This is a genomic window from Nostoc piscinale CENA21, from assembly GCF_001298445.1.
Taxonomy (GTDB): Bacteria; Cyanobacteriota; Cyanobacteriia; order Cyanobacteriales; family Nostocaceae; genus Nostoc_B; species Nostoc_B piscinale_A.
The window spans coordinates 4,647,093-4,661,809 of record NZ_CP012036.1 but is presented as its reverse complement, the minus strand read 5'-3'; the positions used below and the strand labels follow the sequence as shown (position 1 = coordinate 4,661,809).

Here is a 14,717-nt window from a genome sequence, read left to right as displayed (position 1 = left end):
AAACCTGCCGATCGCTACACAAGAAATATTGAAACTAGCTGCTTGTATTGGTAACAGATTTTCTCTGGATATCCTTTCTATTGTTAGTGGCAAATCTCTGACAAGTGCGGCAAATGATTTGTACTCTGCATTGCAATGTGGATTAATTTTACCTTTAAGTGATGCTTACCGCATCCCATTAGCTTTTGAACAGGAAGAATCTGCTAAACTAATTTTTGATTCTAAGCAAATTGCTTATAAATTCTTACATGACCGCATCCAGCAAGCGGCTTATTCATTAATTCCTGAAAATCAAAAACAAGAAACACATTTACAAATAGGTCGTTTATTACTAGAACAAACACCTGCTGAATTAATTTCAGAAAATATTTTAGATATTGTTAATCAATTGAATGTTGGCTGGGATTTATTAACTGAAGAATTAGAAAAATATGAACTAGCAAAGCTGAATCTTATCGCAGGTAAAAAAGCAAAAGCTGCTACTGCTTATGAGGCAGCTGCAAGATATTTAAATATAGGTTTAAAGCTTTTGGCAGCAGATAGTTGGCGAACCAGCTATGGACTCACGTTGAATTTATATACAGAAACCACAGAGTTAGAATATTTAAATGGGAATTTTGAACAGTCTAATTATTTAGGAAATATTGCCCTTAATCGAGCTATTAACATTCTGGATAGGGTGAAATTATATGAAGTAAGAATGCTAATTTGTATGGCACAAAATCAGATGCCAGAAGTTCTTGATATTGGGGTAAAAGCTCTCAAAGAATTAGGTGTAACCTTACCGAATAACCCTACACAACTACATGTTTTATCAGCATTAGTTGAAACAAAAATAGCATTGATAGGGAAACCAATCGAAAAGTTAGCCTTATTACCTGATATGTCTGATCCTTATAAACTAGCAGCTATGCAAATACTATTGCAAATTGTGCCTGCTGCTAGTCAAGCAGGCTCTTTTCTATTTCTGTTATCTGTATTAGCAATGGTGAGATTATCCATTAAATACGGTAAATCGCCTGTTTCGGCTTATGGTTATGCAGCTTACGGTACTGTTTTAACTGACAAATTCAACCAATTTGAAACAGGGTATAAATTAGGCAAGCTCGCAGTGGAATTACTAGAAAATATGGCTGGTAACTCACTCAAAGCGACAGTTTATTTTGTACATAATGGTACAATTAGTTTTTATAAAGAGCCACTTAAAGACACAGTCCCACCACTTTTAGAAGGAATGCAGAGTGGACTAGAATTAGGCAATATCGAAAATGCTGGTTATTGTGCTGTAATTGCAGGCTATCATGCGTTACTTTCTGGAGAAAATTTAGAATTAGTAGAACAGAAAATATCTGGCTATGTTGATTTAATGCAGAAACTAAAGCTGGAATCTCTAGCAGCAGCTACCAGCCTGTTTAGACAAGCTGCTTTAAATTTACGAGCCAAATCATCGCCAAAAGCTATGTTAATTGGTGAGGCTTTTGATGAAATTACAATGGCATCAGATTTATTAAAGAATTATTCCTTTAAAGGTTTTTATTATGGATGTAAAACAATTGTATGTTATTTATTTAACGAATATCAACTAGCAATAGAAAATGCTATTTTAGCAGAAAAAACTCATGCAGATAATGTAGGTCTGCTAATTTATGTGGCTAATAATTTTTATTACTCTTTAGCTTTGACAGCACTTTATAATCAAGCGGTGCCTTTACAAAAACAGCAATATTTAAAGCAAGTAGTTACTAATCAAAAACAAATGAGAAAATGGGCTACACAAGCACCATGTAACTTTCAGCATAAATATGATTTAGTGGAAGCTGAAAAAGCTAGAGTATTGGGTAAATTCCAAGTAGCAGTAGACTTATATGATCATGCTATTGCAGGAGCTAAAAATAATGGTTATATTGCTGAAGAAGCTTTAGCCAATGAACTCGCAGCCAAATGCTATGTAGAGTTTGGTAAAGAAAAAATCGCCAAGATGTATATGACAGAAGCTTATTATGTTTATATTCATTGGGGTGCCTTAGCGAAGGTTCAAGCCTTGGATGAAAATTATAATCATTTAATTATTCGTAGTATAAATCATAAACAATCTACAATAGATGTTACCCGCACGATCGCCACAACCAAAATTAATTATACAGGCACAACAAGTAATAATGATGGTGTTTTAGATTTAGCAACAATCCTGAAAGCTTCACAAGCAATTAGTGGTGAAATAGTTCTTGATAAACTCTTAGAAAAGCTTTTACAAATAATTTTAGAAAATGCTGCGGCTCAAAAGGGATGCCTGATTTTGCAGAAAGATAATGAATTATTCATAGAGGCAATTAATGATATTGATAGCAACTCAATTATTTTGCAATCAACTCCAGTAAAAGCAAGTGCAGATATCCCAATTTCTATAGTTGAGTATGTTGCTAGGACTCAAGAAGTTTTAGTCATCAATGATGCTCTTAGTGAAGCTAATTACCAATCTGATTGTTATATTCAAAAGCATAAACCAATTTCAATATTGTGTAATCCTATATTCTATCAGGGTAAATTTATTGGACTCTTGTACTTAGAAAATAGACTTATTGCTAGTGCATTTACCAAAGAAAATATCAAAGTATTAAATTTAATTACCTCTCAAGCAGCAATTTCTTTAGAAAATTCTCGATTATACCAGCAAGCTCAAAACTACGCTAAACAATTAGAGTCTTCGCTGTCTGATCTTAAGGAAATGCAATTGCAATTAATCCAGAGTGAAAAAATGTCTACTTTGGGTAATTTAGTTTCCGGTATAGCTCATGAAATTAATAATCCCATTGGATTTATTATTGGCAATTTAAAACCTGCAAATGAGTATATACAGGATTTGTTAAAGGTAATTGATTTATATGAAAAATACTATCCCCAACCAACACCAGAAATTACTAAAACTCTGCGAGATGTCGATGTAGAATATGTACGGGAAGACTTACCCAAACTAATTGCTTCTATGCAAGAGGGAGTCAACCGTATTTATGATGTCAGCTTAAGTTTGCGTACCTTCTCTAGAGGAGATACTCAAAAACCCAGCGTTTGTCATATTCACGAAATTATCGACAGTACAGTTTTAATCCTCAAACATCGCTTGAAAGCTTCACAAGCTCGTCCAGCAATTGAAGTTGTCAAAAATTATGATGACTTACCATCAGTGCGCTGTTTTCCTGGACAACTTAGCCAAGTGTTTATGAATTTGATAGCTAATGCCATCGATGCGTTGGAGGAGTCAAATATGGGACGTAAGATGGATGAGATTAAAGCTCATCCCAATCGTATTACACTCACTACTAAAGTAAATGAAGAGCATGATAGGGTATTAATTTCTATTCAAGATAATGGGATAGGGATATCTCCTGAAGTTCAACAGAAGATTTTTGATCATTTATTTACTACTAAACCAGTAGGTAAAGGAACTGGTTTAGGATTAGCGATCGCTCGTCAAATTATCATAGAAAAACACGGTGGAAGTATTCAGGTAAATTCTCAACCTGGTGAAGGAACAGAGTTTATCATCCAGTTACCAATATAAGCCTGAGCAGCAAATAAGTTTTTTTTCGCCTGAAGCTAAAGCAAGTCTGACGTTTAGCGTGAGTGCTTTCGTACTGATTGATGTGTCTTTCCTCACAAAATCCTCAAATTTCTTCCGTAATATCTATAACCAAGCCAAATACAAGTTTTCTATAACAGTTCGACAAAAATCACAGGCTTATGGAAAGATGCTATGAAAGTTGAACGACTATTATCTCAGAAACCGACATCAGAAGAAGTGCGGGAACTAGAAAAATTGAAAACCATGATTGAACAGTATGTACAAGATGGTGAAATTACTCACCAAGAAATTCAAAACTTTTACTACACAATGTTCGCTCATGGAAAACCTAGTGCAGATCAAATTTACCGTTCACTAGAGTTGTATAGAAACATTGTTGGAGAAAAACTTAACAAACTTGAAGTTTGGTATGAGCCACCCACTAATTAATCTGTAATCTACATCAATATGAAGAATCTCATCGCCATTTTGCTACAGGATCACGAATAACTTGCTGTATTCTGTAGAAAGTGGCTTTCTATTTGTAGCAGTAGCCAAGCTGGTTAGGACATTGGTCAATTTAGTAAGACAGCAAAGCACTTTTAACTCTGTTATCTGTCTACTGCTATATGTCTCGTTTAAATGTAAAGAATTAATAACTTTTTCTAAGCTTAAAATATTAATTTTGTTACAATAGAAACATAATTTGCTAAAATTTTAGCCACAAAGTCTCTCTTTTTAAATCCTTTATTATTGCTCTGATACTCAGTGATTAGCTTTGAAGATACTTTGATTTAAAAGTATCTTTTTTATTGTGAATATATTTTGTGCAGGAGCAATATTTTTGTGATTTTGCCATTTTACTTCAGCCAAATTACACAACTACCTATCAAATTTATCCTGATTATATTAGTAACTGCTATTTTGATTTTTTCTATTCAGTATCAAAATTAACAATTATCATTAAAATTTGCTCTAAAGCCACAAAACTGATATTAATACTAATACTGTTGATTGATAACTTTGTAAAATAGCTAATCTAGTTAACGATAGATTGACTATGGTATCCAAATTTTATCAATCTGACAGTTAAAGACTAGCATAACAAAATTCAATTAATGCTGAGATTTCAACAGAAATATCACGCAAAGTTCCTAAAAGCTTGGCCTTATTACATCACAATTTTAATTTTGTTGGTGGTTTTTGCTATTTACAGCTATTCAATTTTCACAGAAAAATTATATTTAGGCAGCTTTGTCGATAAAGGAGCGCGTTTCTTAATTGCTATGCAATATGCTCAGGAACCAAGCAAAGCTTTAGAGCTAAGTTCTTGGGTAGCAATTTGGCCGCCTGTTCCTTTTATTATACAGTCATTTATTCTGCGCTTGGTGCTGTTTCAAGGAGTATCTGATATTAGTTTAGGCATTAAAGCTATTGAGTTTACTAGTGTTACTTTTGTCTTGCTAGGTTTATTTTTTATTAGTCGTTCTGTTGCCTTACAAACTAATGATAGCACTGGCGTTGTAGCTTTTTTAATGTGTCTCTGCACGCCTTTACTATTGGATTTAGCGCATACTCCGATGTCGGAGGTATATAGTTTTTTCTTTGTATCTATAGCTATTTACAGTGTATTCAATTATCTGAAATCGAATAACAAAATTAGTTATGTAATTGCAATATTTTGCTTTGTTTTAGCCTATTTTTGTCGGACAGAAAGTCTATTGTTTTCCTTGATTGCTGGAGTTTTTTTTGATTGCACATAAACGTTGGAAGCCAGCATTATTACTTGTCAGTATCACAATAGCAGTAGCATTAGCTCAAATATTAGGAGCTAATTTTTTGATCCAAGGTAACAAAATTTATGATAGGCAAATCTGGGGAGAGCCACCCTTAGAAAGGTTAAGACAAGCACAACAAATGCTTCTGGCATTGTTGCGATATAATAAAAAGCTGGTTTTCTTGTCTTTAATATGGATTATCCCTCTAATTTATTTTCAATTCAACCAAAGAAATAAGGCGCATAATACAATCATTACTGCTCCCAGAAACATTAAACCTAATTTTATCTATACTCTAAGTCGGTTCAGAAATTGGGTAGTTAATGACTCTATTGCTATTTGGACTATTTTGTTTGTATTTTCATTATTATTTCCAATTATTCTCATAATTAAAGGTGGGCTGACTTATCAACCAAGATTTATGTTTTGGGCTAACATTTATATGAATATGATGCTGTCCCTCATAATTGCACGGAATAATTATATTATTTCTTCAATAAGAAATAAAAAATTAGCGAAAAAGTTAGTGATTGCAAATCTGACATTAGTAACAGTATTCTCTTTATCATCTGGATTGGCTTATGCGAGTGCAAGTGTGAAAATCCAGAAAATGCCATCTGATGTGAAGGATGTGATTCATTTTATCTCTGAACATCAAGTTTCAAATACTCGCATAGCATTTGATTTTTTAAAATGGGAAGAATATAGTTTAGCTGCGTATTTATTAGATCCGAAAATTAAGACAGTTGCTACACAATTTTCCTTGAGATGGACTGTGTTTCCGCGAGAGATTGACCCAGAAGTGACATCTTTGTTAAGTAAAAAATTTGATATCCCTAATCCAGAGAATACACCTGAAGGACAGATTGCGCTTGTTCATGCCTATATTCATACTAAACAGCCTGGCTATTTTGTCATAGCTAGTAATAGTTTGTATGAAAAGCTCAAGCAAAAATATAAAAATCAGGAGATAGTGAATGGGGCTGGTACAATCAACCGTCTGCGGAAGTACCTAACTCGAAAAGATACGGCTAACTCAATCTTTGATTTTCAATCGCCTTATATTTTGCCTGACCAGAAAATTACTTTGACGAAAGTTTATGAGAATGATTCTTTTATTGTTCTCAAAAATTAATTAACTAGAGGAACCCAGTTTGGTTTGTGAAATTACTTGTTTAGCTAGGGTTCATTAGGGGACAAGGGAGATAAAGGAGACAAGGAAGACAAGTGGAGATCAATTACTGTCGCGTTTCTCTAGCCATCAAGTGGCTGTGTAATGTAAGATTCTGGATGTAAAAATTCGGAACCAAAATTAAGGCGATCGCACTGACTAACCCTCAAGGCGATCGCTTCTTAATTGGGTAAGACCCAAGAGTGGCTTTGTAGATTTTAGTTTTAGTCTAGATTTTTACTCAGCGATTCAATATAAAATCTAAAATTCACTATTGCAAAATCACAATGGCAGACCTAACTCCTAATTCCAGTTTTAGTTTGACTTTGCGGTTGCAGATTCCCAACCGCGTCGGGATGTTAGCATCGGTGACACAGGCGATCGCAACTTGTGGTGGTAATCTGGGTCAAATAGATTTAATTGAACAAACTCGTCAAGAATCTACCCGCGATATTACAGTTGATGCGGCTAGTACAGAACATGCTGAAACGATTGTCGAAGCAATCAAAGCTCTACCAAACATTAAGGTGATAGATGTTTACGATCGCACTTTTAATTTACACCGTGGTGGCAAAATTAGCATTGCTAGTCGCATTGCCCTCAAGAGTGTTTCAGATTTAGCAATGGCTTATACTCCTGGGGTTGGCAGGATTTGTAAAGCGATCGCCGCCAACCCAGAAGAAGTTTATAATCTGACGATTAAACAAAATACTGTCGCCATTGTTACCGATGGTAGTGCAGTTTTGGGCTTGGGCAATCTCGGCCCAGCGGCGGCTTTACCCGTGATGGAAGGTAAAGCTATGCTATTCAAGGAATTTGCTGGTATCGATGCTTTTCCTATCTGTCTAGCTACGCAAAATACTGATGAGATTGTTCAGGCGGTGAAGCAAATTGCGCCTGTGTTTGGTGGTGTGAATTTAGAAGATATTGCTGCGCCCCGCTGTTTTGAAATTGAACAAAGATTGCGGCAGGAATTAGATATTCCAGTATTTCATGATGACCAACATGGCACAGCGATTGTCACTTTAGCGGCATTATATAACGCGCTGAAATTAGTTAACAAATCAATGGCAGACATCCGCATTGTAATTAATGGTGCGGGCGCTGCGGGTGTGGCGATCGCGCGGTTACTGCGGAAAGCTGGGGCGCAAACCATTTTGATGTGTGACTCCAAAGGTATTCTTTCTGTTCACCGCACTGACTTGACAGAAGAAAAACAAGAATTTGCCGTCAAAGCCCAAGGGACATTAGCCGGTGCAATGCAAGGTGCAGATGTCTTTATTGGTGTCAGCGCCCCAGGAGTATTAACTCCAGAAATGGTGCAAGCAATGGCGAAAGACCCCATTGTGTTTGCCATGGCCAATCCCATTCCCGAAATTCAGCCAGAATTAGTTAGCAAAATTGTGGCGGTCATGGCGACAGGACGCAGTGATTACCCAAATCAAATTAACAATGTTTTGGCTTTTCCAGGAGTCTTTCGGGGTGCTTTAGATTGTCGCGCCGAAGAAATTACTACCACAATGTACTTAGAAGCTGCCAGCGCCATCGCTTCTTTAGTCAACCCAGCCGATTTGAGTCCCGAACATATTATTCCTTCTGTGTTTGATGCTCGTGTCGCCCCGGCTGTGGCGGCGGCTGTTCAAAGGGCAGCCCGTGAAGAAGGGATTGCCAAGAGTTGAGTATAATTCTTGTGGGATAGGCAAGTTGCCTGTCCCAGAGAAACAACAAAAAGAGAGGGAATAAATTCACCGCCGATGTCCGCAGCGAAAAGTTTGCCCGTCCAGGTTTCCCGGCGCAAAACTTTGAAAGACAGATGCACGCAGATAAAAGTCACTTATGTATAGCCCCTTTGGAAGTGAGTTTATTGCAGAACTGCCGCTAATTTTGGCAGGGCCGATGCTACAACATACTGAATCAACAGCCGTGACGGTATGGATAGCCCTCAAGCAGTCTTGTCGGGTAGAACTGAAGGTTTATGAAACAACAAATCAAGGCGCAACATTAGGAAATTGTTTGTTTACCGAGCAACGCGCTACAGTTGCTTTGGGTGAATATCTGCATGTTGTGGCGGTGACGGCTGAATGTCAGGATGGCAATCATCTCGTAGGCGATCGCATCTACGCCTACACTTTACAATTTATCTGTGGTACAAAACAGCAAACTCTATCCCAAGCATTAAGTTCTGAGAATTTTGTTGCAGACAGCATTAGCTATTTTGACCATCAACAACCAACCTTTGTGTTACCTCCCAGCCGTCTGCAAGATTTAAAAATTGTCCACGCTTCTTGTCGCAAACCACATGGACATGGGTTAGATGCGTTACCAATTCTCGATGGTTTAATTGCAGCTACAGCAAATCAACCCCAACACCGCCCCCAGCAATTGTTTCTCACTGGCGACCAAATTTATGGTGATGATGTTGCTGATCCTTCCTTATGGGTGGCGACTCATTTGGGTGATATGTTACTGGGTTGGGAAGAAAAGTTACCAGTCAGCCCAATTAGCTGCACTCCCAAGCAATTACCTACAAGACAACGGGCAGAAGTGGCGACAGAACAAGCGGGTTTTACCGCCGGATTGCATAACAAATATAGTAAAGTTAACAGTCATCTGCTCAGTTTGGGGGAATATTACGCGGCTTATATATTAACTTGGTCGCCTGTGTGCTGGCCGCGAAAATTCCCTCCAGGAAAAGAAGTAACTAGCGATCGCCAAGGTATCAAAAACTGGAATCGAGAAGTCAAAGATTTACAACAATTCATTTATACGTTGGGAAAAGTGCGGCGTGCTTTGGCGAATATTCCCACCTACACAATTTTTGATGACCACGATGTTAGCGATGACTGGAATTTGAATCAAGCTTGGTGTTTGCGCGTTTTGGGTAAACCCTTGGGGCGGCGGGTGGTGCAGAATGCCCTGTTAGCTTACAGTGTGTTTCAAGCTTGGGGAAATACACCCGAACAATTTACCTTTGGTGAATCTGGGGAAAAACTGCTGGCGGCGGCGGAAATTTGGTCAGCTTCCCACGGTACAGATAGTTATGCCGATCAAGCGATCGCGCTTTATCTTGGTCTGCCAGATACCGATTCTCTCACAGGCTTACCAACTTTTGCTCAAGATAACTCCACATTAGTTTTAGCCAGACATCCCCAATCTCTTAATTGGCATTACACCATTCGCAGCCCAATTCATGAAGTAATTGTTCTCGATACCCGGACTTGGCGGGGTTATCCAGCCGATAAAAAACCCATCGCCCCACCCAGGTTATTATCAGACCAAGCGATAAAACAACAATTGCTGACACCTTTACAAGAAAAAACCAATATTCCTGCCACATTTGTGATTGCACCTACCAATGTCTTTGGCTTAAAAGTTATCGATTGGGTTCATCATTGGCATTTAAAAAACGACAAGGTTTTTTCTACAGATGTGGGTGATGCGTGGAATATTCATACAGAAGCATTGGCACAATTTCTCACAACTTTATTTGCCCAACGTCAACAAGTCATTGTCTTGTCGGGAGATATTCACTATAGTTCTGTGGTACGTTTATCTCATCAAGATATTGATTCGCAATCGTTATCTGTACTGGTGCAGTTAACTTGTAGCGCCTTAAAAAATGAAGAATTTCTGACGCGGTTAATTCATACCAAATTGAAAAGTTGGCTATTACCAGAAAAAGTCCGATATTGGTGGGGCTGGAATCATCCTGCTGATATGGTGGAAGTTACTGCTAAAAAATTACCGCGCCAAAATTCGTCCCAATCTAACTGGCGTTGTGCGTTAGAGTTGATTCCTCGGCAAAAAACCAAAACTGCGAATTTAGCCATTGATGTATTAAGTTTTATTGCTCCTTGGAACCGCCCAGAAAAAGCGAAGTGGCGATCGCTACAATTTTTAATGTTTTGGAAATCCCCTTGGTTTCAAGATGGAAAAGAAGTAGTAGGCGTGAATAATTTAGCATTAGTGCAGTTTGAACCAACTGATGAAAGTCTTGCGAGTACAGTTATTCAAGATTTATACTGGTTTTCTTCCTGGTATACAACTGAACTGGTTTACTCCCGGTTTGAAACTCAACTGCTACCTAATAATGATGTATTTCATGAGGAATAGCATCAAAGGTTGGTGTAGCTAATGTTAACCAATAAAACCCAATTACTCAGTAATTCAATCTTGCAGCCTGAAGATATGGAGCTTTAGTAAATATGATTACCTATAACAATGCTCAATTCCGTTCTGTTTTATTTGGATTAGGATATCTAGCTCAAGATTTTGCTGCTTTAGGGCAGGGGTTTCCGGTTAGTAAAGATAATTCGCCACTCACAACCATCAAAACTGTACAAGCCATCAAAAACTTTCAGGCAGATTATGGACTACAGGTAGATGGTGTAGTGGGGCCAAAAACAATGGCGAAAGCGGAAGAAGTGATCAGAATTTTGCAATATGAATTGAATGTAGTAGTCAAAGCAGACTTACCCAAAGATTATCCCTTTTATGGCCCTAGAACTGTAGCCGCAGTCAAAAAATTTGCCGCCCAATATTCGGCTGAGGACGAAGGCGCAATCACTGGTGTCGCCACTTTAGAAATTCGTAAAAATCTTGATAGGGTGGCAAAACAGTTAATTTAAATTTGTTAAATATAGGGAGTAGGGAGTTGGGAGTAGAGGATTAGTGATACCATTCTCAATCTAAAATCCCATCTTGCAGAGACTAGCGATCGCTTCTACTAATTGTTCCAGATCCACAGGTTTAGATAAGTGTTTTTGAAAACCTGCGACGAGGGCTTGTTGGTGATCTGATTCTCCAGCATAAGCTGTGAGGGCGATCGCCGGGATCTGTCCACCTTGTTCTTTAGGCCAAGTTCTGATCTGACGGATGAGTGTGTAGCCGTCCATCTCTGGCATAGCAATATCACACACTAAAATATCCGGCTGAGATTGTTTTAAAATTTCTAATGCTTCATCAGCGGATGCAGCAGCTTTGACTTGTGCGCCATACTCCTGAATTGTGAACACTAGTAATTCTCTGGTATCTTGTTCATCCTCGACTATCAGCACTTGCACACCGTGTAAATCCAATAATTTTTTGGCTAATGGGGGATTTTGATGGGATTGAAGAACTTTAGTGATCAGTGGTAACTTGACTGTAAAGGTAGCTCCTGTATCTTCTCCGAGACTATGGGCGTGAACTGTACCACCGTGCATTTCCACAATATGACGCACAATTGCTAATCCTAATCCTAGTCCACCAAATTTCCGAGTTGTGGCACTATCGGCTTGACGGAAGGTTTCAAAAACATAAGGTAAAAACTCTGGCGTAATGCCTTTGCCTGTATCGCTCACTTGAATCTGGACATAATTAGCAGCAGACTCCAACTTGATTTTAACCTCGCCGCCAGTTGGAGTAAATTTCACAGCATTCGTCAGCAAATTCCACACTACCTGTTGCAGACGGCTGGCATCTCCCATAAAAGGCGAGATATCCGGTGGGATTTCGGTATAAATTTCAATTGATTTAGCTTCGGCTGCTAACCTCACTGTTTCTTGGGCTGCTGCAATAATTGTCGCTAAATCAACTGGCGTAATCGTCATTGTTAATTTGCCTTGCAAAATGCGAGAAATATCTAATAAATCACCAATGAGTTGAGTTTGTAATTTAGCATTGCGTTCGATGGTTTCTAAGGCGATGGCTGTTTTTTCTGGATCTAATTTGCGAGTCCGTAGTAATGTAATCCAACCAAGAATCGGATTCAGTGGTGTTCGCAATTCATGAGACAATACCGCTAAAAATTCATCTTTGATGCGGTTAGCGGTTTCAGCTCCTTCTCGCGCCGCTTGTTCACGTAACAATAATTCTTCTCGTTCTGCTTCGATTTGTTTGCGTTCACTAATGTCAATGTTGACTCCTAAAAACCGTTCAGCTTCTCCATCTGCATCGCGGATAATTTTACCTTTGGATGCTAACCAAACAATTGTGTGATCTCTGCGAACAATGCGAAATTCGTCATAATATTCTTTACCCGCCGCTAAGACTGTTTCAACGCTTGCCATGATGCGTGGGCGATCTTCAAGGTGGATAAAATCAACCCAAGGTTTGAATCCAGGTGCTTCTGAACCTACTTCCAATCCCAAGATATCCCAGATTCCTTCCGACCAATATACCTCACCAGTTCTTAAATTCCACTCCCAAGTGCCAATTTTGCCCGCTCTTTGTGCCAGTCGCAGGCGTTGTTCGCTTTGGCGTAGTGCTTGTTCAGTTCGCAGACGTTCACGCAGTGCAGCTTGCCGTTCGCTAATATCACGGGATATGGCAATTACACCAGCAATCGCTTGCTCAGGATTGTATAGAGGAGCCAAAACATATTCGTAACAATGGACTCTATCAGCGCCACAATATTCACTTTCTGCTTTGATGGGTTGTCCGGTAGCCATGACTTTTTCTCTTTGGCTATCTAACTGATCCATCGTTGCCAAAGTTTCTGGAGGAAAATTCAGTTCTTGCCAAGTCTTACCTAACATTTCCTCTGGTTTCCAGCCTAAAACGGCAGCACCGCCGATACTGACATACTGATAACGACCATCCCGATCAAAAATAAAAATATGATCCACTGAAGCCGAGAGAATCGCATTTAAGATATTGGCTTGTTCTTGTACCTGGCTCATCAATCGATGTGTGCGTTCTTCAGTTTGCTTGCGTTCAGTAATGTTTAAAAAAGCTGCTACCGCTCCCCTAGGATTACCTTGCTGATCAACTAGGGGCGCTGCATAACCAAATAAATTAAATATGCTACCATCAGCCCGCACAATATCAACTTCTGTGCCTTTAACTTCGGTATTATGCAAGGCCGCATAGCGTAGCGGATATTCTTCTGGAGAAAGTTCCTGGCCATCCCGCAGAATTTGATAATTTGGCGGCGGTGCATTTACAGGAGTCGCCGAAACATTAATGTTCGGAGAGATACCTAACATTTCAGCAAATGCGGGGTTAGATTTAACCTCCTGAAATTCCATATCTTCTGTGATCAGAATGCCGATAGGAATTAACTCAAATAAAGTTTGCATATTTTGGCTTAAAGAAGCGATCGCCATCTCCCGTACTTCTAGTGCGGCGGCCATTTCGTCAATTGCTTGCGCCAGTTGACCAAATTCTCCCGATAGATGAGACAGTCCAGTACGTGTGTTGAGTTGACCACTACCTAATATCTTGGCTGTTTGTACCAAAGATTGGATTTGTCTGAGAAAGAACACATCTCCACCTATCCAAGCAGCGGCGATCGCCAAAAAAGTCACCGCACCCAAACTAATTAAATTTTTGAATAATAAACTATTAACATTTGCCAGAACTGCCGATTTGGGAATTCCCACTCGAATATATCCATCGGGGTTGAGTGGATTATTGCCTATAGGAACAAAAGCAAAAATTCGCTGTACTCCATCCAGGCTCGTCACGTCATCAATACCCTCACCCTGAGCATTTTTCATCCTTGTGAGAGCATTTGGTGGTAAAGATTTGCCAACCCAAGCATTTGGATGAGGATAGCGGACTAAAAGTACTCCATTGTTATCAACCACACTCAACACTGAGTCTGGAGGCATTTTGACTTGCGCCGCCAACTGGTTTAACTGTTCTAAATCTAGTGCCGCAACAACCAAAGTTTGCACACGCCCAGTTTTATCTAAAATTGGGTAAGCAAAATTTAAGGTAGCTTTTTTAGTGCTACGACCGATTTGATAATCACCAACTGCGAATTTCCGGGTTTGCACAGCACGTTGAAAATAAGTGCGGTCTTTGGGATTTAGCAAGCCAGAGTCAGGCAACCCAGAACAGATAATATTTCCCTGAGAATTCAGTACAGCAAAATTAGCATAAGCTGAATGTTGTTTGAGGATATCTGCCAGTAATTGATTACACTCTGCTGACTTTCCCTGACGCACAACTGCTAACTGTGCCAAGATCATCAGCAGTTGACGAGTTCCTTCTACCACCTGCTTTTGGTTATTAGCTGCCAATCTCGCCAGCCTGAGTGTTTGTTCTTGTGCTTCTACTGTAGCGGTACGCCGTTGTTCGGAAGCAGTGTGCAGAATTAATCCTAGTGCTGGAACAACAGCTAAAAGGACAAGAAATACTAGGCGAATGCGAAGTGTACTATTTAACCAAGAGCGCATTATGATTTGGTTTGGCTATCTAAACATAATTGTGAACCAAAATC

8 protein-coding genes are annotated in these 14,717 nt (G+C 39.0%); 7 read left to right on the top strand and 1 reads right to left on the bottom strand.

Going from position 1 to position 14,717, the window contains the following annotated elements:
* The first annotated feature begins 28 nt into the window (after window positions 1-28).
* From ACX27_RS20040 to ACX27_RS20005, 7 genes are all read left to right on the top strand, one after another.
* Window positions 29-3,559, top strand: coding sequence for a trifunctional serine/threonine-protein kinase/ATP-binding protein/sensor histidine kinase (locus ACX27_RS20040; RefSeq protein ID WP_335337724.1), 3,531 nt, complete (start codon window positions 29-31; stop codon window positions 3,557-3,559).
* Between the two features lie 192 nt (window positions 3,560-3,751).
* A complete protein-coding gene (locus ACX27_RS20035; RefSeq protein ID WP_062295142.1) occupies window positions 3,752-4,009 on the top strand; it encodes a hypothetical protein in 258 nt (85 codons plus the stop codon).
* A 668-nt stretch (window positions 4,010-4,677) separates the two neighbouring features.
* Window positions 4,678-5,322, top strand: a complete 645-nt coding sequence (locus tag ACX27_RS20025) for a glycosyltransferase family 39 protein (protein ID WP_062295140.1) — start codon at window positions 4,678-4,680, stop codon at window positions 5,320-5,322.
* Window positions 5,309-6,472 (top strand): 3'-5' exonuclease family protein, encoded by a 1,164-nt coding sequence (locus tag ACX27_RS20020; RefSeq protein ID WP_062295139.1) that lies wholly within the window; start codon window positions 5,309-5,311, stop codon window positions 6,470-6,472. Before ACX27_RS20025 ends, ACX27_RS20020 begins: the two co-directional genes overlap by 14 nt.
* Before the next feature lie 323 nt (window positions 6,473-6,795).
* On the top strand, window positions 6,796-8,187 hold the full coding sequence (locus ACX27_RS20015) for a malic enzyme-like NAD(P)-binding protein (RefSeq protein WP_062295138.1): 1,392 nt from the start codon (window positions 6,796-6,798) through the stop codon (window positions 8,185-8,187).
* A 157-nt stretch (window positions 8,188-8,344) separates the two neighbouring features.
* Complete coding sequence (locus tag ACX27_RS20010) at window positions 8,345-10,621, top strand: alkaline phosphatase D family protein (protein ID WP_062295137.1); 2,277 nt, start codon at window positions 8,345-8,347, stop codon at window positions 10,619-10,621.
* Between the two features lie 92 nt (window positions 10,622-10,713).
* Window positions 10,714-11,136 (top strand): peptidoglycan-binding domain-containing protein, encoded by a 423-nt coding sequence (locus ACX27_RS20005; protein WP_062295136.1) that lies wholly within the window; start codon window positions 10,714-10,716, stop codon window positions 11,134-11,136.
* Between the two features lie 60 nt (window positions 11,137-11,196).
* Here ACX27_RS20005 and ACX27_RS20000 read toward each other — a convergent pair whose 3' ends face one another.
* The gene (locus tag ACX27_RS20000) at window positions 11,197-14,673 is read right to left on the bottom strand and encodes a PAS domain S-box protein (RefSeq protein ID WP_062295135.1); all 3,477 of its coding nucleotides are present in this window, start codon (window positions 14,671-14,673) and stop codon (window positions 11,197-11,199) included.
* Window positions 14,674-14,717 lie beyond the last annotated feature (44 nt).

Excerpts from the sequence above, each read along its gene's own strand:
- ACX27_RS20035 (WP_062295142.1), top strand. The coding sequence starts at position 3,752 with ATGAAAGTTGAACGACTATTATCTCAGAAACCGACATCAGAAGAAGTG.
- ACX27_RS20025 (WP_062295140.1), top strand. The coding sequence starts at position 4,678 with ATGCTGAGATTTCAACAGAAATATCACGCAAAGTTCCTAAAAGCTTGG.
- ACX27_RS20015 (WP_062295138.1), top strand. The coding sequence starts at position 6,796 with ATGGCAGACCTAACTCCTAATTCCAGTTTTAGTTTGACTTTGCGGTTG.
- ACX27_RS20010 (WP_062295137.1), top strand. The coding sequence starts at position 8,345 with ATGTATAGCCCCTTTGGAAGTGAGTTTATTGCAGAACTGCCGCTAATT.
- ACX27_RS20005 (WP_062295136.1), top strand. The coding sequence starts at position 10,714 with ATGATTACCTATAACAATGCTCAATTCCGTTCTGTTTTATTTGGATTA.
- ACX27_RS20000 (WP_062295135.1), bottom strand. The coding sequence starts at position 14,673 with ATGCGCTCTTGGTTAAATAGTACACTTCGCATTCGCCTAGTATTTCTT.